At 52.4% G+C, this 25852-nt stretch carries 24 protein-coding genes; 16 read left to right on the forward strand and 8 right to left on the reverse strand.

Going from position 1 to position 25852, the window contains the following annotated elements:
- Positions 1-30: 30 nt before the first annotated feature.
- The gene (gene aaeR / locus A7Z29_RS16595) at positions 31-960 is read right to left on the reverse strand and encodes an HTH-type transcriptional activator AaeR (RefSeq protein WP_000440317.1); all 930 of its coding nucleotides are present in this window, start codon (positions 958-960) and stop codon (positions 31-33) included.
- Positions 961-1142: 182 nt separating this feature from the next.
- Here aaeR and aaeX point away from each other — a divergent pair, with 182 nt between their 5' ends.
- The 4 genes from aaeX (at position 1143) to A7Z29_RS16615 (ending at position 4623) form a co-directional block, all read left to right on the forward strand.
- On the forward strand, positions 1143-1346 hold the full coding sequence (aaeX, locus tag A7Z29_RS16600; protein ID WP_000051841.1) for a p-hydroxybenzoic acid efflux pump operon protein AaeX: 204 nt from the start codon (positions 1143-1145) through the stop codon (positions 1344-1346).
- 7 nt (positions 1347-1353) lie between these two features.
- Complete coding sequence (gene aaeA, locus A7Z29_RS16605; protein WP_000854026.1) at positions 1354-2286, forward strand: p-hydroxybenzoic acid efflux pump subunit AaeA; 933 nt, start codon at positions 1354-1356, stop codon at positions 2284-2286.
- Between the two features lie 5 nt (positions 2287-2291).
- Positions 2292-4259 carry a p-hydroxybenzoic acid efflux pump subunit AaeB gene (aaeB, locus tag A7Z29_RS16610; RefSeq protein WP_000510934.1) on the forward strand — a complete coding sequence of 656 codons (1968 nt, stop codon included), beginning with the start codon at positions 2292-2294 and terminating at the stop codon, positions 4257-4259.
- Between the two features lie 91 nt (positions 4260-4350).
- Positions 4351-4623: a barstar family protein gene (locus A7Z29_RS16615; RefSeq protein WP_001029011.1), complete on the forward strand. Its 273-nt coding sequence runs from the start codon at positions 4351-4353 to the stop codon at positions 4621-4623.
- Positions 4624-4678: 55 nt separating this feature from the next.
- On the opposite strand, the gene yhcN is transcribed toward A7Z29_RS16615, so the two are convergent.
- Positions 4679-4942 (reverse strand): peroxide/acid stress response protein YhcN, encoded by a 264-nt coding sequence (yhcN, locus tag A7Z29_RS16620; RefSeq protein WP_010345287.1) that lies wholly within the window; start codon positions 4940-4942, stop codon positions 4679-4681.
- A gap of 365 nt (positions 4943-5307) precedes the next feature.
- Positions 5308-5778, reverse strand: coding sequence for a transcriptional regulator ArgR (gene argR / locus A7Z29_RS16625; RefSeq protein ID WP_001257843.1), 471 nt, complete (start codon positions 5776-5778; stop codon positions 5308-5310).
- A 434-nt stretch (positions 5779-6212) separates the two neighbouring features.
- Between argR and mdh the strand changes: the two genes are divergently transcribed.
- Entirely contained in the window at positions 6213-7151 is a 939-nt protein-coding gene (gene mdh / locus A7Z29_RS16630) for a malate dehydrogenase (RefSeq protein WP_001295272.1), read from the forward strand.
- Positions 7152-7212: 61 nt separating this feature from the next.
- Here the strand turns inward: mdh and degS are convergent, their stop codons facing one another.
- The 3 genes from degS to zapG form a co-directional block, all read right to left on the reverse strand.
- Positions 7213-8280 (reverse strand): outer membrane-stress sensor serine endopeptidase DegS, encoded by a 1068-nt coding sequence (gene degS / locus A7Z29_RS16635; RefSeq protein ID WP_000497715.1) that lies wholly within the window; start codon positions 8278-8280, stop codon positions 7213-7215.
- An 89-nt stretch (positions 8281-8369) separates the two neighbouring features.
- Positions 8370-9737 (reverse strand): serine endoprotease DegQ, encoded by a 1368-nt coding sequence (gene degQ / locus A7Z29_RS16640; protein WP_000745039.1) that lies wholly within the window; start codon positions 9735-9737, stop codon positions 8370-8372.
- 155 nt (positions 9738-9892) lie between these two features.
- Positions 9893-10291: a Z-ring associated protein ZapG gene (zapG, locus tag A7Z29_RS16645; protein ID WP_010345273.1), complete on the reverse strand. Its 399-nt coding sequence runs from the start codon at positions 10289-10291 to the stop codon at positions 9893-9895.
- A 193-nt stretch (positions 10292-10484) separates the two neighbouring features.
- On the opposite strand from zapG, the gene zapE reads away from it, so the two are divergent.
- The 11 genes from zapE (at position 10485) to nanQ (ending at position 19788) form a co-directional block, all read left to right on the forward strand.
- A complete protein-coding gene (gene zapE / locus A7Z29_RS16650; protein ID WP_032226564.1) occupies positions 10485-11612 on the forward strand; it encodes a cell division protein ZapE in 1128 nt (375 codons plus the stop codon).
- A 218-nt stretch (positions 11613-11830) separates the two neighbouring features.
- Positions 11831-12259, forward strand: a complete 429-nt coding sequence (rplM, locus tag A7Z29_RS16655) for a 50S ribosomal protein L13 (protein ID WP_001517180.1) — start codon at positions 11831-11833, stop codon at positions 12257-12259.
- Between the two features lie 15 nt (positions 12260-12274).
- A complete protein-coding gene (rpsI, locus tag A7Z29_RS16660; RefSeq protein WP_000829818.1) occupies positions 12275-12667 on the forward strand; it encodes a 30S ribosomal protein S9 in 393 nt (130 codons plus the stop codon).
- Positions 12668-13061: 394 nt separating this feature from the next.
- Entirely contained in the window at positions 13062-13700 is a 639-nt protein-coding gene (gene sspA / locus A7Z29_RS16670; RefSeq protein ID WP_000257293.1) for a stringent starvation protein SspA, read from the forward strand.
- 5 nt (positions 13701-13705) lie between these two features.
- Entirely contained in the window at positions 13706-14203 is a 498-nt protein-coding gene (gene sspB, locus A7Z29_RS16675; protein WP_000366123.1) for a ClpXP protease specificity-enhancing factor, read from the forward strand.
- 117 nt (positions 14204-14320) lie between these two features.
- Entirely contained in the window at positions 14321-15103 is a 783-nt protein-coding gene (gene nanR / locus A7Z29_RS16680; RefSeq protein ID WP_000990910.1) for a transcriptional regulator NanR, read from the forward strand.
- A gap of 123 nt (positions 15104-15226) precedes the next feature.
- Positions 15227-16120: an N-acetylneuraminate lyase gene (gene nanA / locus A7Z29_RS16685; protein ID WP_000224714.1), complete on the forward strand. Its 894-nt coding sequence runs from the start codon at positions 15227-15229 to the stop codon at positions 16118-16120.
- A gap of 107 nt (positions 16121-16227) precedes the next feature.
- A complete protein-coding gene (gene nanT / locus A7Z29_RS16690) occupies positions 16228-17718 on the forward strand; it encodes a sialic acid transporter NanT (RefSeq protein WP_105290498.1) in 1491 nt (496 codons plus the stop codon).
- A gap of 47 nt (positions 17719-17765) precedes the next feature.
- The gene (locus A7Z29_RS16695; protein ID WP_000054234.1) at positions 17766-18455 is read left to right on the forward strand and encodes an N-acetylmannosamine-6-phosphate 2-epimerase; all 690 of its coding nucleotides are present in this window, start codon (positions 17766-17768) and stop codon (positions 18453-18455) included.
- Entirely contained in the window at positions 18452-19327 is an 876-nt protein-coding gene (nanK, locus tag A7Z29_RS16700) for an N-acetylmannosamine kinase (RefSeq protein ID WP_105290499.1), read from the forward strand. Before A7Z29_RS16695 ends, nanK begins: the two co-directional genes overlap by 4 nt.
- On the forward strand, positions 19324-19788 hold the full coding sequence (gene nanQ, locus A7Z29_RS16705) for an N-acetylneuraminate anomerase (RefSeq protein ID WP_105290500.1): 465 nt from the start codon (positions 19324-19326) through the stop codon (positions 19786-19788). The genes nanK and nanQ overlap by 4 nt, the downstream gene beginning before the upstream one ends.
- Before the next feature lie 67 nt (positions 19789-19855).
- On the opposite strand, the gene gltD is transcribed toward nanQ, so the two are convergent.
- Positions 19856-21274 (reverse strand): glutamate synthase subunit GltD, encoded by a 1419-nt coding sequence (gene gltD / locus A7Z29_RS16710; RefSeq protein WP_000081675.1) that lies wholly within the window; start codon positions 21272-21274, stop codon positions 19856-19858.
- A 12-nt stretch (positions 21275-21286) separates the two neighbouring features.
- On the reverse strand, positions 21287-25747 hold the full coding sequence (gltB, locus tag A7Z29_RS16715) for a glutamate synthase large subunit (RefSeq protein ID WP_032226595.1): 4461 nt from the start codon (positions 25745-25747) through the stop codon (positions 21287-21289).
- Positions 25748-25852: the final 105 nt, after the last annotated feature.

Below are 25852 nucleotides of genomic sequence, written 5' to 3' on the forward strand. Positions count from 1 at the left end.
ATGCGGTGCTTACCGACTTACGCACATAAATTACTTTTCTTTCCCGCGCCCGTGCATCTCCTGAAACAGCTTACCGACCTCAACAAAATAATCTGTCAGTGAGTTGATCACGACCTGCACCTTCAGTGGCAGCTTATCTTTTTCGGTATATAACGCATAAACCGGGCGTGGATCTGACTGGTAACGCGGCAGCAGGATCTCCAGTTCCCCGCGATTGATCTCGTTGATCACCCACATCAGCGGCACGTAGGCGATGCCGGCGCCTGCCGTCAGCCAGCGCACCAGCGTCATCGGATCATTTGTGACAAACCGTCCTTGCGGGATCAGTCGTGTTGAGATCCCTTCTGGCGCGATCAGTTCAAATTCATTGTCCGGGCGCACGCTGTATTCCAGCCATGAATGACTACTTAAATCGGCGGGTTTTTCCGGTATGCCGTATTGTGTGAGATAGCTTTTAGCTGCGCACACCACCATTGGCATCGCGCCCAGACGGCGGGAAAACAGGCTGGAATCCTGCAATGCGCCGACGCGGATCACCACATCCAGACCATCAGCGATCAGGTCGGGTGCAGGTATACCTGTGACCAGATTCACGCTCAGACCTGGGTACTCTTTCAGCATTTTTGCTGTCAGCCCGGCGAGAACATTTTGTGCCATAGTTGAAGAACAGCCAATGCGCAGCGTCCCGATGGGGGTGTTATTGAAGGCATACAATTGCTCATGGACATCCTGCACTTCATGGAGCATCCGACGGCAGCCCTGGTAGTAAATTCTACCGGCTTCAGTCAAGCCAATGCTGCGTGTGCTGCGGTTTAACAGCTTTACCTGCAACTCATCTTCCAGTTTTGACACCGTCTGACTGATGGACGAAACGCTCATCTGTAGCTGTCTGGCGGCGGCGGTAAAAGAGCCAAATTCAACTACTTTGGCAAACACCGACATGCGTTTTAGTCGTTCCATTATTCACTCTGACTTAAAAGTGATTTAGATCACATAATATAGATAACAGCATAACAGTTACGCTAATATATTAAATATCAATCTACAGCAATGTTGCTCTCGCCCGGCTTTCCATGCCCTTCTCTGCGGCGACAGATGCTGAAAATAATAACGCCTGCTCTCTCTATACAACCAAGGTCAACATGAGTCTGTTTCCCGTTATCGTGGTGTTTGGGCTGTCCTTCCCACCGATATTTTTCGAATTGCTTTTATCACTGGCGATTTTCTGGCTGGTGCGCCGGGTACTTGTGCCAACAGGTATCTACGACTTTGTCTGGCATCCGGCGTTGTTCAACACTGCGCTCTATTGCTGCTTGTTTTATTTGATATCGCGACTGTTCGTTTGAGGTTGAAGTGAAAACACTAATAAGAAAATTCTCCCGTACGGCCATCACGGTCGTATTAGTCATTCTGGCCTTCATCGCAATTTTTAATGCCTGGGTCTATTACACCGAATCCCCGTGGACGCGTGACGCACGCTTTAGCGCCGACGTCGTTGCGATCGCGCCGGACGTATCCGGACTCATTACTCAGGTAAATGTTCATGATAACCAGCTGGTGAAAAAAGGACAGGTACTGTTCACCATCGATCAGCCGCGCTATCAAAAGGCGCTCGAGGAAGCGCAAGCCGATGTTGCTTATTATCAGGTGCTGGCACAGGAAAAACGCCAGGAGGCCGGACGTCGTAACCGTCTCGGCATACAGGCGATGTCCCGCGAAGAGATAGACCAGGCCAACAACGTACTACAAACGGTTCTGCATCAGTTAGCGAAAGCACAGGCGACCCGCGATCTGGCAAAACTGGATCTTGAACGCACGGTGATCCGCGCACCGGCGGATGGCTGGGTGACCAACCTCAACGTCTATACCGGTGAGTTTATTACCCGTGGCTCAACGGCGGTTGCGCTGGTGAAACAGAACTCCTTCTATGTGCTGGCCTATATGGAAGAAACCAAGCTGGAAGGGGTGCGCCCTGGGTATCGCGCAGAGATCACGCCGCTTGGCAGTAACAAAGTGCTGAAAGGTACGGTTGATAGCGTCGCTGCCGGGGTCACCAACGCCAGCAGTACGCGCGATGATAAAGGAATGGCGACTATCGACTCTAACCTGGAGTGGGTGCGTCTGGCGCAACGAGTTCCGGTACGTATTCGTCTCGATAATCAGCAAGAGAACATCTGGCCTGCGGGCACCACCGCGACGGTGGTGGTCACTGGCAAACAGGATCGTGACGAAAGCCAGGATTCGTTCTTCCGTAAAATGGCTCATCGCCTGCGTGAGTTTGGTTAATCACGATGGGTATTTTCTCCATTGCTAACCAACATATTCGCTTTGCGGTAAAACTGGCGACCGCCATTGTGCTGGCGCTGTTTGTTGGCTTTCACTTTCAGCTGGAAACGCCACGCTGGGCGGTACTGACAGCGGCGATTGTTGCCGCCGGCCCGGCCTTTGCTGCCGGTGGCGAACCGTATTCTGGCGCGATACGCTATCGTGGCTTTTTACGCATCATCGGCACATTTATCGGCTGTATTGCCGGGCTGGTGATCATTATTGCGATGATCCGCGCCCCTTTGCTGATGATTCTGGTGTGCTGTATCTGGGCCGGTTTTTGTACCTGGATTTCTTCACTGGTACGAATAGAAAACTCCTATGCGTGGGGACTGGCTGGTTATACCGCGCTGATCATTGTGATCACCATTCAGCCGGAACCGTTGCTGACGCCGCAGTTTGCCGTCGAACGTTGTAGTGAGATCGTTATCGGTATTGTGTGTGCGATTATGGCGGATCTGCTCTTTTCTCCGCGATCGATCAAACAAGAAGTGGATCGAGAGCTGGAAAGTTTGTTGGTCGCGCAATATCAATTAATGCAACTCTGTATCAAGCATGGCGATGGTGAAGTTGTCGATAAGGCCTGGGGCGACCTGGTTCGACGCACCACGGCGCTACAAGGTATGCGCAGCAACCTGAATATGGAATCTTCCCGTTGGGCGCGAGCTAATCGACGTTTAAAAGCGATTAATACGCTATCGCTGACGCTGATTACCCAGTCCTGCGAAACCTATTTGATTCAGAATTCGCGCCCGGAATTGATCACTGATACTTTCCGCGAATTTTTTGATACGCCGGTAGAAACCGCGCAGGACGTCCACAAGCAGCTCAAACGCCTGCGAAGAGTTATTGCCTGGACCGGGGAACGGGAAACACCTGTCACCATTTATAGCTGGGTCGCGGCGGCAACGCGTTATCAATTGCTCAAACGCGGCGTTATCAGTAATACAAAAATCAACGCCACCGAAGAAGAGATCCTGCAAGGCGAGCCGGAAGTAAAAGTAGAGTCAGCCGAACGTCATCATGCGATGGTTAACTTCTGGCGAACCACACTTTCCTGCATTCTGGGCACGCTTTTCTGGCTGTGGACGGGTTGGACTTCCGGCAGTGGCGCAATGGTGATGATTGCGGTAGTGACGTCACTGGCGATGCGTTTGCCGAATCCACGCATGGTGGCGATCGACTTTATCTACGGGACGCTGGCGGCGTTGCCGTTAGGGCTGCTCTACTTTTTGGTGATTATCCCAAATACCCAACAGAGTATGTTGCTGCTGTGTATCAGCCTTGCCGTGCTGGGATTCTTCCTTGGCATTGAAGTACAGAAACGGCGACTGGGTTCAATGGGGGCGCTGGCCAGCACCATCAATATTATCGTGCTGGATAACCCGATGACGTTCCATTTCAGTCAGTTTCTCGACAGTGCATTAGGGCAAATCGTTGGCTGTGTATTGGCGTTTATTGTTATTCTGTTAGTGCGGGATAAATCACGCGACAGAACCGGACGTGTATTGCTTAATCAATTTGTTTCTGCTGCTGTTTCCGCGATGACCACCAATGTCGCGCGTCGTAAAGAGAACCATCTTCCGGCACTTTATCAGCAGTTGTTTTTGCTGATGAATAAATTTCCCGGAGATTTGCCGAAATTTCGCCTGGCGCTGACGATGATTATCGCGCACCAGCGCCTGCGTGATGCGCCGATCCCGGTTAACGAGGATTTATCGGCGTTTCACCGACAAATGCGCCGCACAGCAGACCATGTGATATCTGCCCGTAGCGATGATAAACGTCGTCGGTACTTTGGGCAGTTGCTGGAAGAACTGGAAATCTACCAGGAAAAGCTACGCATCTGGCAAGCGCCACCGCAGGTGACGGAACCGGTGCATCGGCTTACCGGTATGCTCCATAAGTATCAACATGCGCTGACCGATAGTTAAGTTAAAACCGACGCCAAAAGCGTCGGTTTTTTCATGTCTATACTTAGCGATGAACGGCAGAACTCGCCGCGAAACGTGACGGTGGCAACAGATGAATATCTATACATTTGATTTTGATGAGATTGAGAGTCAGGAGGATTTTTATCGCGACTTTAGCCAAACCTTTGGCCTGGCGAAAGATAAGGTACGCGATCTCGACTCTCTATGGGATGTGTTAATGAATGATGTCCTGCCGCTACCGCTGGAGATCGAATTCGTTCATCTGGGAGAGAAAATGCGTCGCCGTTTTGGCGCGTTAATATTGCTGTTTGATGAGGCAGAGGAAGAGCTGGAAGGGCATTTGCGTTTTAATGTTCGTCATTAGCGCAAAAAAAAGCCCCCGAACCGGGGGCAATATCGTCGGACAAGACGATGAGGGTTTATTTGTACAGTTCAGCCGTAGCGTGCCAGGTGTCACCGCTACGAGCTTCAGTAATCTGGTAGGCCGTTGCGCCTTTTTCTTCCGCTTTTTTATTCAACATTTCACGCATATCCATCGGCGAAGACGCCACCCCGCTGACGGACACTGTACCGATAGCTTCACGGTTTTGCGCTTGTGCAGCATTAATGGAATCGGCAGCGAAGGCACCGAAAGAGAGAACAGAAAGTACGCTTAATACAGCAACAGTGGTTTTGATTTTCATGATTTTTACCTCGACATAATCTTTTAGCTGGGCCTTTGTTTCGTGACCCATATCACAAAATCAAGTATACACTAATTATTTAGCTAATTAATACCACGCTAACTGTTTCTATTGGATTTAAAGTGTTAAAAATATTAATTTTTATAACAAAGTGGAATTAAAAACATAGGGCACCATTATAAATGTCATTAATTTCAATATGATATCGTTTTTTTGCATAATGTGCGATTATTACCCTATGTATTCGATATGTGAATGTTTTGTCGCAGCAAAGCGCACTATTCGTTAATAGATGACAGGGGAAAGCAGGGGGATAAGAGGAGAATGCAGCATTTTTCCCGCCGCCAGAAGCGGCGGGGTAGAGATTAAAGCTCCTGGTCGAACAGCTCTAAAATCGCTTCGTACAGGTCTTTGACGGTAAAACCTTTAGCAGGGGTGGTAAAGATGGTGTCATCACCGGCAATGGTGCCAAGAATACCTTCTGCTTTGCCCAGAGAGTCCAGCAGACGCGCAATTAATTGTGCCGCGCCAGGGCTGGTATGAATCACCACAACAGCGTCATTGTAGTCGATATCCAGCACCAGATTTTTCAGCGGACTGGAGGTGGTTGGTACGCCCAGTTCAGCTGGCAGGCAGTAAACCATTTCCATCTTGGCATTGCGGGTACGTACAGCACCAAACTTGGTTAACATCCGCGAGACTTTAGACTGGTTAATATTGTCAAAGCCTTGCTCCTGCAATGCGGCGACAATTTCGCCCTGGGAGCTAAATTTCTCTTCTTTAAGTAACGCTTTAAACGCTTTAACTAATTCTTCTTGCTTAGCCGAGCTTCGCATAAGTCACCCGATATGGTGGTTGATACAACATTATTGTGCATACAGATGAATTTTTATGCAAACAGTCTGCCCTGGAGAAGGCTGAAATAATGTTATGAAAGAGCGGGATTTTATCAAATTTCGTTATTGAGAAACATGCCTGCGTCACGGCATGTAAATTTCGCTTAAAAGTAAATTAATTGTTATCAAAATGATGTTGTTTTGGCTGAACGGTAGGGTATATTGTCACCACCTGTTGGAATGTTGCCCTAATGCATAAGCGACTGTTAATTACGTAAGTTAGCTCCCTGATTACGTCAATTAAATGCATAAACGCCAAATTTGCGTGACTACACATTCTTGAGAAGTGGTCATTGTAAACAGGGAATTTGTGGATTAAGGTCGCGGCAGCGGAGCAACATATCTTAGTTTATCAATATAATAAGGAGTTTAGGATGAAAGTCGCAGTCCTCGGCGCTGCTGGTGGTATCGGCCAGGCGCTTGCACTACTGTTAAAAACCCAACTGCCTTCAGGTTCAGAACTCTCCCTGTATGATATCGCTCCAGTCACTCCCGGTGTGGCCGTCGACCTGAGCCATATCCCTACTGCTGTGAAAATCAAAGGTTTTTCTGGTGAAGATGCGACCCCTGCTCTGGAAGGCGCAGATGTCGTTCTTATTTCTGCTGGTGTTGCGCGTAAACCGGGTATGGATCGTTCTGACCTGTTTAACGTTAACGCCGGTATCGTGAAAAACCTGGTACAGCAAGTTGCGAAAACTTGCCCGAAAGCGTGCATTGGTATTATCACTAACCCGGTGAACACCACTGTGGCTATCGCTGCAGAAGTGCTGAAAAAAGCCGGTGTTTATGACAAAAACAAACTGTTCGGCGTTACCACGTTGGATATCATTCGTTCCAACACCTTTGTTGCGGAACTGAAAGGCAAACAGCCGGGCGAAGTTGAAGTGCCGGTTATTGGCGGTCACTCTGGTGTTACCATTCTGCCGCTGCTGTCTCAGGTTCCTGGCGTAAGCTTCACCGAACAAGAAGTGGCTGATTTGACCAAACGTATCCAGAACGCGGGTACTGAAGTGGTTGAAGCGAAAGCAGGTGGCGGGTCTGCAACCCTGTCTATGGGCCAGGCCGCTGCACGTTTTGGTCTGTCTCTGGTTCGCGCACTGCAGGGCGAACAAGGCGTTGTAGAATGTGCCTACGTTGAAGGCGACGGTCAGTACGCACGTTTCTTCTCTCAACCGCTGCTGCTGGGTAAAAACGGCGTGGAAGAGCGTAAATCTATCGGCACCCTGAGCGCATTTGAACAGAACGCGCTGGAAGGTATGCTGGATACGCTGAAGAAAGATATCGCCCTGGGCGAAGAGTTCGTTAATAAATAATTGATTAGCGGATAATAAAAACCGGAGCACAGACTCCGGTTTTTTGTTTTGAGCGCACGACTTAATTAGTCGCTGGATATTCCTGAATGGTGACCTGCAACGTTAGCTGCTTATCGTCACGCATCACTACAACTGGGATCACTGAGCCAGGTCGGATTTCCGCAACCTGATCCATCGTCTCCAGTGCGGAGATGGCTGGTTTGTTATCCACCGAGATAATCAGATCGTTGACCTGGATACCCGCGTTAGCCGCCGGACCATCAGGTGACACTTCGTTAACCACAATTCCTTGCAGTTGATCGATACCGCCGCCCTGCGCGTGCAGAGGTGCGATTTCTCGTCCACCAATGCCAATGTATCCACGGATCACGCGACCATCGCGGATCAGCTTATCCATAATTTTGGTTGCTAACTGGAAAGGAATCGCAAAGCCGATACCTTCCGGCGTTTCGCCATCGTTACTCTTATCAAACGACAGCGTGTTAATGCCCATAAGCTCACCCAGCGAGTTCACCAGCGCGCCGCCGGAGTTACCGTGGTTAATGGAAGCATCAGTTTGCAGGAAGTTTTGCCGCCCGGTCGGGTTCAGGCCGATTCGACCTGTGGCACTGATAATGCCCTGGGTAATGGTCTGCCCAAGGTTATACGGGTTACCGATCGCCAGCACCACATCGCCAATGTGCGGTACGCGTCGTGAATTGATAGGAATAGTGGGTAAACCACCAGTGGCATTAATTTTAAGCACCGCCAGATCGGTTAGAGAGTCAGATCCCACCAGTAATGCTTCAAAAACACGACCATCCTGTAAGGCGACGATGATCTGATCGGCGTCGTTGATCACGTGTTTATTGGTGATGATATAACCGCGTTGATCCATGATCACGCCAGATCCCAGTGTACGGATCTCAAGCTGATTGTGTGAGGCGGTGTTCAAACCACGGTTATAAACGTTGACTACCGCTGGCGCGGCGCGGCGAACCGCCAGATTATAGCTGGCAGGCGTCTCATCGGTACTGTCGAATTGCGGTGTGGAAAGCGGGTTAATGCTGCGCAGCGAAGGCATGGCAACCAGCAGAATAGCGCCGACAATTAATCCAATCGCAACGGAACGTAAGAGCTTCACAAACATGATGGAGGCGTCATTAAAAAAGGGAACGGCAGCAGCATACCACGAGTTAACCGGACATCACACGTCAGCCTGATGCCCGGTTTACGACATTAACGCATTAGCAGGTAAATGCTCTCATTGCCACGTACGATCTGCAGGGCGATGATGGCCGGTTTTGTCGCCAGCACTTTGCGCATTTCAGCGATCGAATTCACCCGATCGCGGTTGACGCCAATGATCACATCATCTTTTTGCAAGCCAGCCTGAGCGGCGGGGCTTCCTTTGACAACCTCATCGATCTTAATACCTTTGCCGCCATCTTTTAGCTGACCGTCACTCAACGTCGCGCCTTCCAGCGCAGGTGTGATCATCTCGGCACTGGCTGACGATGAGGTGCTGGTATCGAGCGTCACTTCTACTTCCAGCGGTTTGCCGTTACGCAGCAGGCCGAGTTTCACTTTCGTGCCCGGCTCGGTGGTCGCGATACGGGAACGCAACTCAGCAAAGCTATTCAGCGGTTTGCCGTTGAGACTGGTAATAATATCGCCTGCTTTCACGCCTGCTTTTGCCGAGCCAGAACCTGGCAGCACTTCGCTGACAAACGCGCCGCGCTGAACGTCTAAATTAAATGCTTTGGCGATATCGGCACTCATTTCGGTGCCTTTAATGCCTAACAGGCCGCGTTTGATTTCACCAAAGTCGATAAGTTGCTGCGCCAGGGTACGCGCCATATTACTCGGAATGGCAAAACCAATTCCTACGCTACCGCCGCCCGGGGCAAGGATTGCGGTGTTGATGCCAATTAATTCACCGTTAAGGTTTAACAGTGCACCGCCGGAGTTACCACGGTTAATAGAGGCATCGGTCTGAATAAAGTTTTCCAGACCTTCGAGATTTAACCCGCTGCGGCCTAATGCGGAAACAATCCCGGAGGTGGCGGTTTGCCCAAGACCAAACGGGTTGCCGACCGCGACGGCAAAATCACCGACGCGCAGTTTATCGGAGTCGGCAATGGCAATTTGCGTTAATTTGCCGGGATTCTGAATTTGCAACAGGGCAATATCGCTCTGCTCATCACCGCCAATCAGCTTCGCATCAAACTCACGCCCGTCATTGAGCTGAATACTGATTTTCTGTGCCTGATTAATGACGTGATTGTTGGTCAGCACATAACCTTTATTGGCATTGATTATGACGCCGGAACCTAAACCTTCGAAGGGTTGCGCTGGCTGATCCGGTAAATCATCACCAAAAAACTTTTTGAATTCTTCCGGAATTTTCTGCTCCTGGCTGGCGGTTCCTTCGACTCGAACACTGACCACTGCGGGAAGCACTTTTTCCAGCATCGGCGCCAGACTGGGCAGTGGCGCTTGACCGGCAACCTGGCCGGGAATCGATGCGATGGCCTGAAACGGCGCCGAGAGAGTTAACCCGACACTTAACGCTAATGCACTCAACAGCTGGGTTTGCTTTTTCATTATTCCTGCTCTCGTACCTGAATGATAAGAAAAAGAGATTCAAAACAGTTTGATGTTATTGAATTTTCAGATGGTAAACAATGAGACACCAGATTAAATGATAGTCGGGGGAAGAAGAGAAGAGGAGGGCGCAATGGCTGCGCCCGCAAAATAAATTAGTCGCGCTTCGCGCCGGTACGTAACAGGCCGGATGCGCCTTCAGAATAGTCACGCGGCATCTGCACCGGAGCCTGATCGTTGCTGGCTTCAGATTCTGCCAGACGATTGCGGAACGGGTTGGCTTCAGCAGACAGTTCCGGCAGCAGGCTGCTGGAGCTTTTCGCCATGTGTTGATACAGCTGGCGATAGTCGTGCGCCATAGTATCCAGTAATTCCGCGCTGCGGGCAAAGTGGTTAACCAGCTCTTCGCGATACTCGTCCAGTTCAGCTTTATTTTTTTCAAGTTCGTACTGCAACGCCTGTTGCTGGCGCAGTTTACGATTACCAAAACGCATGGCCACAGCACCAATAATGATGCCGACGACTAACCCAATTAGCGCATATTCCCAGGTCATGAACATCTCCCGTTGTCTTTTGTTTCCGTAGGGTGTTGGCTTCAGGCTCCATGCCTGCGGCTGATTATGCCACTATAACCGTTAATTCCACAGAAGTGGAATCCCGACTGCATATCGCGTAGTGTAGAACGGCCTTTTTTTCGTCAACCGTGAACAACGGCACACCGATTATTCAAGGAATAACAAGAACATCATGCAAAGCGTTACCCCAACATCGCAATACCTGAAGGCGCTCAATGAAGGTAGCCATCAACCCGACGACGTACAAAAAGAGGCCGTCAGTCGGCTGGAGATTATCTACCAGGAATTAATCAACAGCACGCCGCCAGTCGCCAGGGCTAACGGGCTAATGGCACGGGTCGGTAAGCTGTGGGGTAAGCGCGAAGATACAAGCAACGCGCCGGTGCGTGGCTTATATATGTGGGGCGGTGTAGGGCGCGGAAAAACCTGGTTGATGGATCTTTTCTATCAAAGTTTGCCTGGGGAGCGAAAACAGCGGCTGCATTTTCACCGTTTTATGCTGCGGGTGCATGAAGAATTAACCGCATTGCAAGGGCAGAGCGATCCGCTGGAAATTATTGCTGATCGTTTCAAAGCAGAAACTGACGTGCTCTGTTTTGATGAATTTTTTGTTTCTGATATTACCGACGCCATGCTGCTGGGTGGCCTGATGAAAGCATTGTTTGCTCGCGGCATAACGCTGGTGGCGACGTCAAATATTCCACCGGATGAGCTTTATCGCAATGGCCTGCAACGTGCGCGTTTTCTTCCTGCAATTGATGCCATTAAACAGTATTGTGATGTTATGAACGTGGACGCCGGTGTTGATTATCGGCTGCGTACCCTTACTCAGGCGCATCTGTGGCTGTCGCCGCTTAATGATGAAACGCGTGAGCAGATGGATAAGCTGTGGCTGGCGCTGGCAGGTGCAAAACGAGAACAAGCCCCTACGCTGGAAATCAATCATCGACCGCTGGCGACGATGGGCGTAGAAAACCAGACGCTGGCGGTGTCATTTACCACGCTGTGCGTTGATGCCCGCAGCCAGCATGACTATATTGCGCTCTCACGTCTGTTTCACACGGTGATGTTGTTTGATGTGCCCGTCATGACGCGGTTGATGGAGAGTGAAGCGCGGCGTTTCATTGCGCTGGTGGATGAATTTTACGAGCGCCATGTCAAGCTGGTGGTGAGCGCGGAAGTACCTTTGTATGAGATTTATCAGGGCGAGCGGCTGAAGTTTGAGTTCCAGCGTTGCCTGTCACGTCTGCAAGAGATGCAAAGCGAAGAGTATTTGAAGCGCGAGCATTTGGCGGGTTAAAACCTGTCACAAATCACAAAAAGGGGTCGATCTTTGACCCCGACTTCTCTATAATCTTGCGACCCCACGTTACAAGAAAGTTTTTTTCCCAAAACTTTTTGTGTGCTGGCATAGGCTATTCGAAGGGGTAGGTTTGCCGGACTTTGTCGTGTGAACCTCAACAATTGAAGACGTTTGGGTGTTCACCAACGTGTAACTATTTATTGGGTAAGCTTTTAATGAAAACTTTTACAGCTAAACCAGAAACCGTAAAACGCGACTGGTATGTTGTTGACGCGACCGGTAAAACTCTGGGCCGTCTGGCTTCCGAACTGGCTCTGCGCCTGCGCGGTAAGCATAAAGCGGAATACACTCCGCACGTAGATACTGGTGATTACATCATCGTTCTGAACGCTGACAAAGTTGCTGTAACCGGCAACAAGCGTACTGACAAAGTGTACTATCATCACACCGGTCACATCGGTGGTATCAAACAAGCGACCTTTGAAGAGATGATTGCTCGCCGTCCTGAGCGTGTGATTGAAATCGCGGTTAAAGGCATGTTGCCAAAAGGCCCGCTGGGTCGTGCTATGTTCCGTAAACTGAAAGTTTACGCGGGTAACGAGCACAACCACGCGGCACAGCAACCGCAAGTTCTTGACATCTAATCGGGATTATAGGCAATGGCTGAAAATCAATACTACGGCACTGGTCGCCGCAAAAGTTCCGCAGCTCGCGTTTTCATCAAACCGGGCAACGGCAAAATCGTTATCAACCAACGTTCTCTGGAACAGTACTTCGGTCGTGAAACTGCCCGCATGGTAGTTCGTCAGCCGCTGGAACTGGTCGACATGGTTGAGAAACTGGATCTGTACATCACCGTTAAAGGTGGTGGTATCTCTGGTCAGGCTGGTGCGATCCGTCACGGTATCACCCGCGCTCTGATGGAGTACGACGAGTCCCTGCGTTCTGAACTGCGTAAAGCTGGCTTCGTTACTCGTGACGCTCGTCAGGTTGAACGTAAGAAAGTCGGTCTGCGTAAAGCACGTCGTCGTCCGCAGTTCTCCAAACGTTAATTGCTTTCTGCTCCGGCAGAATACAATTTGCGAAAAAAACCCGCTTCGGCGGGTTTTTTTATGGCTAAAATCTGAATCAGCGTAAAAATGGAAAGGTGCTTTTTGCTACCGCCTGACAGGCAGGTAAAACAAAAACAACATCGCCGATAAGGGATTAAGTCAACCATTTCAGACTAAAGCGCATCTCTTTTTCCCCATTTCTGGTATCGACTTACCACAAAGGTCGCAAAATCTGGTAAACTATCATCCAATTTTCTGCCCAAATGTCGGGTATTGCTCATTTTTTGTTTGATTTTCGAACAAAGAGAGTCGTTCCTTACTGGGTAACATAACTTCTGACTGGCCACCTGGTGGCTGGTAGCAGTAAAAATTCTGACTATACCTGGAGGTTTTCATGGCTGTCGCTGCCAACAAACGTTCGGTAATGACGCTGTTTTCCGGTCCTACTGACATCTATAGCCATCAGGTCCGCATTGTGCTGGCTGAGAAAGGTGTAAGTTTCGAGATCGAACACGTGGAAAAGGACAATCCGCCTCAGGATCTGATTGACCTCAACCCGAATCAGAGCGTTCCGACCCTGGTGGATCGTGAACTGACCCTGTGGGAATCTCGCATCATTATGGAATATCTGGATGAGCGTTTCCCGCATCCGCCACTGATGCCTGTTTACCCGGTAGCTCGCGGTGAAAGCCGTCTGTACATGCACCGTATCGAAAAAGACTGGTACACGCTGATGAACACCATCATCAACGGTTCAGCCTCTGAAGCCGATGCCGCACGTAAGCAACTGCGCGAAGAACTGCTGGCGATTGCGCCGGTCTTCGGTCAGAAGCCGTACTTCCTGAGCGATGAGTTCAGCCTGGTCGATTGCTACCTTGCTCCGCTGCTGTGGCGTCTGCCGCAACTGGGCATCGAGTTTAGCGGCCCGGGTGCGAAAGAGCTGAAAGGCTATATGACCCGCGTCTTTGAGCGTGACTCTTTCCTTGCTTCTTTAACTGAAGCAGAACGTGAAATGCGTCTGGGCCGGAGTTAATCTGTATGGATTTGTCACAGCTAACACCACGTCGTCCCTATCTGCTGCGTGCATTCTATGAGTGGTTGCTGGATAACCAGCTCACGCCGCACCTGGTGGTGGATGTGACGCTCCCTGGCGTGCAGGTTCCTATGGAATATGCACGTGATGGGCAAATCGTACTCAACATTGCGCCGCGTGCGGTTGGCAATCTGGAACTGGCGAATGATGAAGTGCGTTTTAACGCGCGCTTTGGTGGCATTCCGCGTCAGGTTTCAGTACCGCTGGCTGCCGTGCTGGCTATCTACGCCCGCGAAAATGGCGCAGGAACAATGTTCGAGCCTGAAGCTGCCTACGATGAAGATGCCAGTATCATGAATGATGATGAAGCGTCGGCAGATAATGAAACCGTTATGTCGGTTATTGATGGCGATAAGCCCGATCACGATGATGACCATCATCCTGACGATGAACCGCCACAGCCTCCACGCGGTGGACGCCCGGCATTGCGGGTTGTGAAATAAATGATAAACAGGCCCATGTGGCCTGTTTTGCTATCTACCTTCTTTTCGCCTGATTTTAATACTGTGTTACGATAACTTCGCTATTATCCGTCAACATATTTTCCCAGAAAGAGCTCTATGAACGCATTTGATCCGCAAGCAGAAGATTCTCCGGCTACTATCGGTCGTAACTTGCGTCGTCGTCCACTGGCGCGCAAAAAACTCTCCGAAATGGTGGAGGAAGAGCTGGAGCAGATGATCCGCCGTCGTGAATTTGGCGAAGGTGAGCAACTGCCATCTGAACGCGAACTTATGGCGTTCTTTAACGTTGGGCGTCCTTCGGTACGTGAAGCGTTGGCGGCGTTAAAGCGCAAAGGTCTGGTACAAATTAATAATGGTGAACGCGCTCGTGTCTCGCGTCCTTCTGCGGACACCATCATCGGCGAGCTTTCCGGCATGGCAAAAGATTTTCTTTCCCATCCTGGCGGGATAGCCCATTTCGAACAGTTACGTCTGTTCTTTGAGTCCAGCCTGGTGCGCTATGCGGCTGAACATGCCACCGATGAACAAATTGATTTGCTGGCCAAAGCACTGGAAATCAACAGTCAGTCGCTGGATAACAACGCCGCGTTTATTCGTTCAGATGTTGATTTCCACCGTGTGCTGGCAGAGATCCCTGGGAACCCGATCTTTATGGCGATCCACGTTGCTCTGCTCGACTGGCTGATCGCCGCCCGTCCGACAGTCGCCGATCAGGCGCTGCACGAGCATAACAACGTTAGTTATCAGCAGCATATTGCGATCGTTGATGCGATCCGTCGTCACGATCCCGATGAAGCCGATCGCGCATTGCAATCGCACCTCAACAGCGTTTCTGCCACCTGGCACGCCTTCGGTCAAACCACTAACAAAAAAAAATAATGCCACTTTAGTGAAGCAGATCGCATTATAAGCGTTCTGTATGATGTGTTGCTTATTTGATCTGGTATAACAGGTATAAAGGTATATCGTTTTTAACAGGCAAGCATCACTTCAGAGGTATTTATGGCAACAAATTTACGTGGCGTAATGGCCGCACTCCTGACTCCTTTTGACCAACAACAAGCACTGGATAAAGCGAGTCTGCGCCGCCTGGTTCAGTTCAATATTCAGCAGGGCATCGACGGCTTATACGTAGGTGGTTCAACCGGCGAAGCCTTTGTGCAGAGCCTTTCCGAGCGTGAACAGGTACTGGAAATCGTCGCGGAAGAGGCGAAAGGCAAGATTAAATTAATCGCTCACGTAGGTTGCGTCAGCACTGCTGAAAGCCAACAACTTGCGGCATCCGCTAAACGTTATGGCTTTGATGCCGTCTCTGCCGTTACGCCGTTCTACTATCCTTTCAGCTTTGAAGAACACTGCGATCACTATCGGGCAATCATTGATTCAGCGGATGGTTTGCCGATGGTGGTGTACAACATTCCGGCGTTAAGCGGCGTTAAACTGACCCTGGATCAGATCAACACTCTGGTTACGTTGCCGGGTGTCGGGGCGCTGAAACAGACCTCTGGCGATCTCTATCAGATGGAGCAGATCCGTCGTGAACATCCTGATCTGGTGCTCTACAACGGTTACGACGAAATCTTTGCTTCCGGCCTGCTGGCGGGCGCTGATGGTGGTATCGGTAGTACCTACAACATCATGGGCTGGCGTTATCAGGGCATCGTTAAGGCGTTGAAAGAGGGCGATATTCAAACCGCGCAGAAACTGCAAACCGAGTGCAACAAAGTCATTGATTTGCTGATTAAAACAGGCGTATTCCGTGGCCTGAAAACAGTTCTTCACTATATGGATGTGGTGTCCGTTCCGCTGTGCCGCAAACCGTTTGGTCCGGTGGATGAAAAATATCTGCCAGAACTGAAGGCGCTGGCTCAGCAGTTGATGCAAGAGCGCGGGTGAGTTTTTCCCCTCACTCGCCCCTACCGGGTGAGGGGAAATAAACGCATCTGTACCCTACAACTTTCATACCAAAGCGTGTGGGCAACGCCCATCGCGGGAGACTCACAATGAGTACTACAACCCAGAATATCCCGTGGTATCGCCATCTCAACCGCGCACAATGGCGAGCATTTTCCGCTGCCTGGTTGGGATATCTACTTGATGGTTTTGATTTCGTTTTAATTGCCCTGGTACTCACCGAAGTACAAGGTGAATTTGGGCTGACGACGGTGCAGGCGGCAAGTCTGATCTCCGCAGCCTTTATCTCACGCTGGTTCGGCGGCTTGATGCTTGGGGCTATGGGGGATCGTTACGGGCGTCGTCTGGCAATGGTCACCAGTATCGTTCTCTTCTCGGTCGGGACGCTGGCTTGTGGCTTTGCGCCAGGCTACATCACTATGTTTATCGCTCGTCTGGTGATCGGCATGGGGATGGCAGGAGAATACGGTTCCAGCGCCACCTATGTCATTGAAAGCTGGCCAAAACACCTACGTAACAAAGCCAGTGGTTTTCTGATTTCCGGCTTCTCTGTGGGTGCTGTCGTTGCCGCTCAGGTTTACAGCCTGGTGGTTCCGATCTGGGGCTGGCGTGCGCTGTTCTTTATCGGCATCTTACCGATCATCTTTGCTCTCTGGCTGCGTAAAAATATCCCGGAAGCGGAAGACTGGAAAGAGAAATACGGGGGTAAAGCACCGGTACGCACAATGGTGGATATTCTTTACCGTGGTGAACATCGCATCGCCAATATCGTGATGACGCTGGCGGCAGCTACTGCGCTGTGGTTCTGCTTTGCCGGCAACCTGCAAAATGCCGCAATCGTCGCTGTTCTTGGGCTGTTATGCGCCGCAATTTTTATCAGCTTTATGGTACAGAGTACGGGCAAACGCTGGCCAACCGGTGTGATGCTGATGGTGGTTGTGTTGTTTGCTTTCCTCTACTCATGGCCGATTCAGGCGCTGCTGCCGACGTATCTGAAAACTGAGCTGGCTTATAACCCACATACGGTCGCCAATGTGTTGTTCTTTAGTGGTTTTGGTGCGGCGGTGGGTTGCTGCGTCGGTGGCTTCCTCGGTGACTGGCTGGGAACGCGCAAAGCCTACGTTTGTAGCCTGTTAGCTTCACAATTGCTGATTATTCCGGTGTTTGCGATTGGCGGCGCAAACGTCTGGGTACTCGGTCTGTTACTGTTCTTCCAGCAAATGCTTGGTCAGGGCATCTCCGGGATCTTACCAAAACTGATCGGCGGTTATTTCGATACCGACCAACGTGCAGCGGGGCTGGGCTTTACCTACAACGTCGGCGCACTTGGCGGCGCACTGGCTCCAATCCTCGGCGCGTTGATCGCTCAACGTCTGGATCTGGGCACTGCGCTGGGATCGCTCTCGTTCAGTCTGACGTTCGTGGTGATCTTGCTGATTGGTCTGGATATGCCATCCCGCGTTCAGCGTTGGCTGCGCCCGGAAGCGTTGCGGACTCATGACGCTATCGACGGCAAACCATTTAGCGGTGCCGTGCCGTTTGGCAGCGCCAAAAACGATTTAGTCAAAACCAAAAGTTAATTCTGTAGCCCGGTCTCTGTACCGGGTCTTTCGCTAAGGGAAGATGTATGTCGTTACTTGCACAACTGGATCAAAAAATCGCCGCTAACGGTGGACTGATTGTCTCCTGCCAGCCGGTTCCGGACAGCCCGCTCGATAAACCCGAAATCGTTGCTGCCATGGCATTAGCGGCAGAGCAGGCAGGTGCGGTTGCTATTCGCATAGAAGGTGTGGCAAACCTGAAAGCCACGCGTGCGGTGGTGAGCGTGCCGATTATCGGGATTGTGAAACGCGATCTGGAGGATTCTCCGGTACGTATCACAGCCTATATTGAAGATGTTGATGCACTGGCGCAGGCGGGCGCGGACATTATCGCGATTGACGGCACCGACCGACCGCGTCCGGTGCCTGTTGAAACGCTGCTGGCACGTATTCACCATCACGGTTTACTGGCGATGACCGACTGCTCAACGCCGGAAGACGGCCTGGCATGCCAAAAGCTGGGAGCCGAAATTATTGGCACTACGCTTTCTGGCTATACCACGCCTGTAACGCCAGAAGAGCCGGATCTGGCGCTGGTGAAAACGTTGAGCGACGCCGGATGTCGGGTAATTGCCGAAGGACGTTACAACTCGCCAGCGCAGGCGGCGGATGCGATGCGCCACGGCGCATGGGCGGTAACGGTGGGTTCTGCCATTACGCGTCTTGAACACATTTGTCAGTGGTACAACACAGCGATGAAAAAGGCGGTGCTATGACCACACTGGCGATTGATATCGGCGGTACTAAACTTGCCGCCGCGCTGATTGGCGCTGATGGGCAGATCCGCGATCGCCGAGAACTTCCTACGCCTGCCAGCCAGACACCAGAAGCCTTGCGTGAAGCCTTGGCCGCGTTAGTCTTCCCGTTGCAAGCTCATGCGCAGCAGGTTGCCATCGCTTCAACCGGGATCATCCGCGATGGCAGCTTGCTGGCGCTGAATCCGCATAATCTCGGTGGATTGCTACATTTTCCGTTAGTCAAAACTTTGGAACAACTTACCGATTTGCCGACCATTGCCATTAACGATGCGCAGGCCGCAGCGTGGGCGGAGTATCAGGCGCTGGAAGGCGATATAACCGATATGGTGTTTATCACCGTTTCCACCGGTGTTGGCGGCGGCGTAGTGAGCGGCGGCAAACTGCTTACCGGCCCAGGTGGTCTGGCGGGGCACATCGGGCATACGCTTGCCGATCCGCAGGGGCCAGTCTGTGGCTGTGGACGCACAGGTTGCGTGGAAGCGATTGCTTCTGGTCGCGGCATTGCAGCGGCAGCGCAGGGTGAACTTATGGGCGCAGATGCGAAAACCATTTTCACGCGCGCCGGACAGGGCGACGAGCAGGCGCAGCAACTGATTCATCGCTCCGCACATGCGCTGGCAAGACTGATTGCCGATGTTAAAGCCACGACTGATTGCCAGTGTGTGGTGCTCGGCGGCAGTGTTGGGCTGGCGGAAGGGTATCTGGCGCTGGTGGAAACGAATCTGGCTAAGGAGCCAGCGGCATTTCATGTTGAGTTACTGGCGGCGCACTACCGCCATGATGCAGGTTTACTTGGGGCTGCGTTGTTGGCTCAGGGAGAAAAATTATGATGATGGGTGAAGTACAGTCGTTACCATCTGCCGGGTTACATCCAGCACTACTGGACGCGTTAACGCTGGCATTAGCCGCCAGGCCGCAGGAAAAAGCGCCGGGTCGTTACGAATTGCAGGGCGACAATATCTTTATGAATGTCATGACGTTTAACACTCAATCGCCCGTTGAGAAAAAAGCCGAATTGCACCAGCAGTACATTGACATCCAGCTGTTATTAAACGGCGAGGAGCAGATTCTGTTTGGTATGGCAGGTACTGCGCGCCAGTGTGAAGAGTTCCACCATGAAGATGATTACCAGCTTTGCAGCGCCATTGAGAACGAGCAAGCCATCATCCTGAAACCGGGAATGTTCGCCGTGTTTATGCCAGGAGAACCGCATAAACCGGGATGCGTTGTCGGCGAACCTGGTGAGATTAAAAAGGTGGTAGTGAAGGTTAAGGCCGAGTTAATGGCTTAAAATTTAGTTGGATAGCTCGTTTTATAAATTCGCCAGACACTGTCTGGCGAATTTATTGTTACCTCGCTTAAACTTCCAGCCAGTTCATAATGCCGTCTGCCGCCTTACGACCTTCGGCAATGGCGGTCACCACCAGATCCGAACCACGCACGATGTCACCACCGGCAAAGATTTTCGGATTGCTGGTTTGGAAAGCGTTTTCGTTACCTTCCGGAGCGATAATGCGACCCTGTGAATCCAGCTCAACGCTGTGTTCTGCCAGCCATTCCATGCTGTGCGGGCGGAAACCAAACGCCATGATCACCGCATCTGCCGGAACGATATGTTCGGAACCTGCCACGATCTCTGCGCGGCGACGGCCTTTAGCGTCCGGTTCGCCCATTTCGGTGCGCACCATTTTCACGCCGCTGACTTTACCGTTGCCATTCACTTCAATACCCAGCGGCTGGACGTTGAATTTGAACTCTACGCCTTCTTCCCGCGCGTTTTTCACTTCGCGGCGGGAACCCGGCATGTTCTCTTCATCACGACGATAGGCACAGGTAACGTGCTTAGCACCCTGGCGCACGGAAGTCCGCACGCAGTCCATCGCGGTATCGCCACCGCCAAGTACCACCACGCGTTTGCCTTCCATGCTGACGAACGGTTCGTCGCGGGTTTCGCCAAAGCCCATTAACTGTTTGGTGTTGGCGATGAGGAACGGCAGCGCCGCGTACACGCCATCGGCGTCTTCGTTTTCCAGTCCGCCGCGCATGGACTGATAAGTGCCGACGCCAAGGAACACGGCATCGTAATCACTCAGCAGATCGTCAAGCTGTACGTCGCGGCCCACTTCGGTATTGAGTTTGAATTCAATACCCATGCCGGTGAAGATTTCACGGCGGCGCGTCATTACCTCTTTTTCCAGCTTGAAAGCCGGAATACCGAAGGTCAGCAGGCCGCCGATTTCCGGGTGACGGTCGAAGACGACAGCTTTGACACCGTTGCGTGTCAGGACATCCGCACACGCCAGACCTGCCGGGCCTGCGCCGATAATCGCCACTTTTTTACCCGTCTGCTTCACGCCGGACATATCCGGACGCCAGCCCATTTCGAACGCTTTATCATTGATATAACGCTCAATATTGCCGATGGTCACTGCGCCAAACTCATCGTTCAGGGTACAGGAACCTTCGCACAGACGATCCTGCGGGCAAACGCGTCCACACACTTCCGGCAGGGTATTGGTTTGATGCGACAGTTCTGCCGCTTCAAAAATACGTCCCTCGTTGGCGAGCTTCAGCCAGTTCGGGATGTAGTTGTGTACCGGGCATTTCCACTCGCAGTATGGGTTGCCGCACGACAGGCAGCGGTCAGCCTGCGCTTTGGCCTGGCCTTCGGAAAACGGCTCGTAAATTTCAACAAACTCAATTTTGCGGATCTTCAGCGGTTTCTTTGGCGGATCAACGCGCTGCAGGTCGATAAATTGATAAACATTCTGACTCATTGTTGCTACCCCTTACTGCGCCTGCACGCGCAACTCTGCTGCGCTACGACTACGGTGCCCCAGCAGTGCTTTTACATCACTGGACTTCGGTTTAACCAGCGCAAATTTAGTGGCGAAGATTGACCAGTTCGCCAGAATCTCTTCGCCACGCTGAGAACCGGTATGCTGCACATGCTCAGTGATAAGACCACGCAGATGCTCTTCATGGATCGCCAGAGAGTCAACGTTTAAGACCTCGACCAGTTCCGGGTTAACGCGTTTGCGGAAATCACCACTTTCGTCGAGAACGTAAGCGAAGCCGCCGGTCATGCCCGCACCGAAGTTAACACCGGTTTTACCCAGAATACAGACGATACCACCCGTCATGTATTCACAGCCGTTGTCGCCAATGCCTTCTACCACGGTAATCGCACCGGAGTTACGCACGCCAAAACGTTCACCCGCGCGGCCAGCGGCATACAGACGACCGCCGGTCGCGCCATACAGGCAAGTGTTGCCGATAATGCTCGCCTCGTGGCTGCGGAAGGCCGAGCCAACCGGAGGACGAATGGCGATTAAGCCGCCCGCCATGCCTTTACCGACATAGTCGTTGGCATCGCCCGTCAGATACAGCTCCACGCCGCCCGCGTTCCACACGCCGAAACTCTGGCCTGCGGTGCCGTTGAAGTACGCTTTAATCGGATCGGCAGCCAGCCCCTGATCGCCGTGCGTCTGGGCGATATAACCTGAAAGCGATGCGCCCACGGAACGGTCGGTGTTACGAATATCGAACCAGAAGGTTTTACTCTGACGCTCATCGACAAACGGTTTCGCCTGTTGCAGCAACTGCGCGTTCAGCAGACCGTTATCGAACGGCGGGTTGTTTTCGGTGCAGTAGAGCGCCTTACCAGGATGCGGCTCGGCAGTCTCCAGCAGCTTCGATAGCGCCAGTTTTTGCTGTTTGGCGGTGAAACCGTCCAGCTCTTTCAGCAGGTCGGTGCGACCAATCAGATCCACCAGACGCGTTACGCCCAGCTGTGCCATCAGCTCGCGGGTTTCACGGGCGATAAATTCAAAGTAATTCGTCACCTTGAACGGCAGGCCGTGGTAGTGATTTTTACGCAGTTTTTCGTCCTGAGTTGCCACGCCGGTGGCGCAGTTGTTCAGATGGCAAATACGCAGATATTTACAGCCGAGCGCCACCATTGGGCCAGTGCCGAAACCGAAACTTTCCGCGCCGAGGATGGCTGCTTTGATGATATCGACGCCGGTTTTCAGACCGCCATCAACCTGCAAACGGATCTTATGACGCAAGCCGTTGGCAACCAGCGCCTGTTGGGTTTCAACAAGCCCCAGCTCCCACGGGCAGCCTGCGTATTTCACCGACGAAAGTGGACTTGCTCCAGTGCCGCCGTCATAGCCTGCGATGGTGATCAAGTCCGCATAGGCTTTCGCCACGCCGGTGGCGATAGTGCCAACGCCCGGCTCAGACACCAGCTTCACGGAGATCATCGCTTTCGGGTTAACCTGTTTCAGGTCGAAAATAAGCTGCGCTAAGTCCTCGATAGAGTAGATATCGTGGTGCGGTGGCGGGGAGATCAACGTTACGCCGGGTACGGAATAGCGCAGTTTGGCGATGTAAGGAGTGACTTTATCGCCCGGCAACTGACCGCCTTCGCCCGGCTTCGCGCCCTGAGCGACTTTAATCTGAATCACGTCGGCATTGACCAGATACGCCGGAGTGACGCCGAAGCGACCGGAAGCGACCTGTTTAATGCGCGAGACTTTGTTGGTGCCGTAGCGCGCCGGATCTTCACCCCCTTCACCGGAGTTGGAGTTGCCGCCGATGCTGTTCATCGCTTCCGCCAGTGCCTCGTGGGCTTCCGGGCTTAACGCGCCGATAGACATCGCAGCGGTATCGAAGCGTTTAAACAGTTCGCTTGCCGGTTCAACATCAGCAATGTTGACCGCGTTTTCACCCGGCGTAATTGCCAGCAGATCGCGCAGCGTTGTTGCCGGGCGCTCGTTAACCAGCTTCGCGTATTCCTGATAGTCGCTGTACTCGCCGCTCTGTACCGCCTGCTGCAGCGTGCGCACGACGTCTGGATTGTAGGCGTGGTATTCGCCGCCATGCACATATTTCAGCAGGCCGCCCTGGCTGATGGGCTTACGCGCCAGCCAGGCTCGTTTTGACAGATTCAGCAGATCCTGCTGGAAGTCTTCGAAGCCTGCCCCGCCAATGCGGCTGACCGCGCCCTGGAAGCACAGGCTCACAACATCATCGTGCAGACCGACCGCCTCAAACAGTTTCGAGCAGCGGTAAGAGGCGATGGTGGAGATGCCCATCTTGGACATGATTTTGTACAAGCCTTTGTTGATGCCGTTACGGTAGTTGAGCATCACAGTACGATAATTTTTGGCAATCGCGTGGGTGTCAACCAGGCGACCCAGTGTTTCATAGGCAAGGTACGGATAAATAGCCGTCGCGCCGAAGCCCAGCAACACGGCGAAGTGGTGTGGATCGCGGGCGCTGGCGGTTTCGACGATGATGTTGGCGTCGCAACGCAGGCTTTGATCGACCAGACGGGTCTGGATCGCGCCAACCGCCATCGGGGCTGGAACCGGCAGGCGATCTTTAGCGATATTCCGGTCGGAAAGCACCAGCAGCACGGTGCCGCTACGCACCATTTTTTCGGCTTTATCGCACAGCTCTTTGACCGTCGCTTCGAGCGTGTTTTTGGTTGCGTCAAAGGTGATATCCAGGGTATCTGCGCGGTAGTGCTCTTCTTTCATCGTCGTGAGCTGTTTGAAATCGGAGTAGAGCAGAATCGGCGATTTAAAGCTTAAACGGTGTGCCTGGCCTTCGGCTTCACAGAAGACGTTCATTTCGCGCCCGATGCTGGTAGCGAGCGACATAACATGCGCTTCACGCAGCGGGTCGATTGGCGGATTAGTGACCTGAGCAAACTGCTGGCGGAAGTAGTCGTAAATAATGCGCGGCTGGCTGGAGAGCACGGCGAATGGGGTGTCGTCGCCCATCGAACCGACAGCTTCCTGACCGTTTTCGCCCAGCACACGGATCACAGAGTCCAGCTCTTCCGCGCTGTAGTTAAACTGTTTCTGGTAGCTGGCAAGCGTGTCGTCGTCCAGTTCACGGCTACCCACTTCTTCATCGGGCAAGTCTTCAAACGGCACCAGGCGGCGAACGTTTTTCTCCATCCACTCTTTATATGGATGGCGGCTTTTCAGGTCATCATCGGTTTCTGCCGAGTGCAGAATACGCCCACTGCGGGTGTCGATCACCATCAGTTCGCCCGGCCCCACGCGGCCTTTTTCAACCACTTCGTCAGGCTGATAATCCCAGATGCCGACTTCAGAGGCGCAGGTGATGAGCTTATCTTTGGTGATGACGTAGCGCGCCGGACGCAGACCGTTACGGTCGAGGTTACAGGCAGCGAAGCGACCGTCTGACATCACGATGCCCGCCGGGCCATCCCACGGCTCCATATGCATGGAGTTAAAATCGAAGAACGCGCGCAGTTCCGGATCCATATCCGGGTTGTTCTGCCAGGCTGGTGGAACTAACAGACGCATGGCGCGGATGATATCCATCCCGCCTGCCAGCAGCAGTTCCAGCATGTTATCCATTGAACTGGAGTCAGAGCCGGTTTCGTTGACGAAGGGTGCGGCGTCGTGCAAATCCGGGATCAGCGGCGTCTGGAATTTATAAGTACGGGCGCGCGCCCACTGACGGTTACCGGTGATAGTGTTGATTTCGCCGTTGTGCGCCAGATAGCGGAACGGCTGCGCCAGCGGCCAGCGTGGCACGGTGTTGGTGGAGAAGCGTTGATGGAACAGGCAGATAGCAGATTCCAGACGCAGATCCGCAAGATCCAGGTAAAAGCGCGGCAAATCCGCCGGCATACACAGACCTTTATAGATGTTGACCAGATTCGACAGGCTACAGACGTAGAAGTCTTTATCGGCTTCGAGACGTTTTTCGATGCGGCGACGGGCGATAAACAGACGGCGCTCCATATCGCGCGGACGCCAGCCTGCCGGGGCGTTCACAAAAATTTGCTCAATGCGCGGCAGCGAGGAGAGGGCGATTTCACCCAGTACACCTTCGTTGGTAGGGACATCACGCCAGCCGACAATCGACAAGGTTTCGCGTTGTAGCTCTTCTTCAACGACGCGGCGTGCGGCGGCGGCGAGTTCAGGATCTTTATTCAGGAAGATCATCCCGACGGCGTAGTTTTTCGCTAAACGCCAGCCGCGTTCCTGCGCAACGATACGAAAAAAGCGATCCGGTTTTTGTAACAGCAGGCCGCAACCGTCACCAGTTTTACCATCAGCGAGAATCGCGCCACGGTGCTGCATACGAGCCAGTGCGTGTATTGCAGTACGCACTACCTTGTGGCTAGGTTCGCCTTCTATGTGGGCGATCAGGCCGAAACCACAGTTATCCCTCTCAAGGGATTTATCGTACAACATATCGTGAACCTCCCCCAGGCTCTGCGGGAACCCCACTACCGAACCGCTGCGCACGGGCACAGAAAGAGCATGGCGACGGGGTTTGCGTTTCATACGCTTACCTCG

This window comes from Escherichia sp. MOD1-EC6842, from assembly GCF_002965705.1.
GTDB classification, from domain to species: Bacteria; Pseudomonadota; Gammaproteobacteria; order Enterobacterales; family Enterobacteriaceae; genus Escherichia; species Escherichia ruysiae.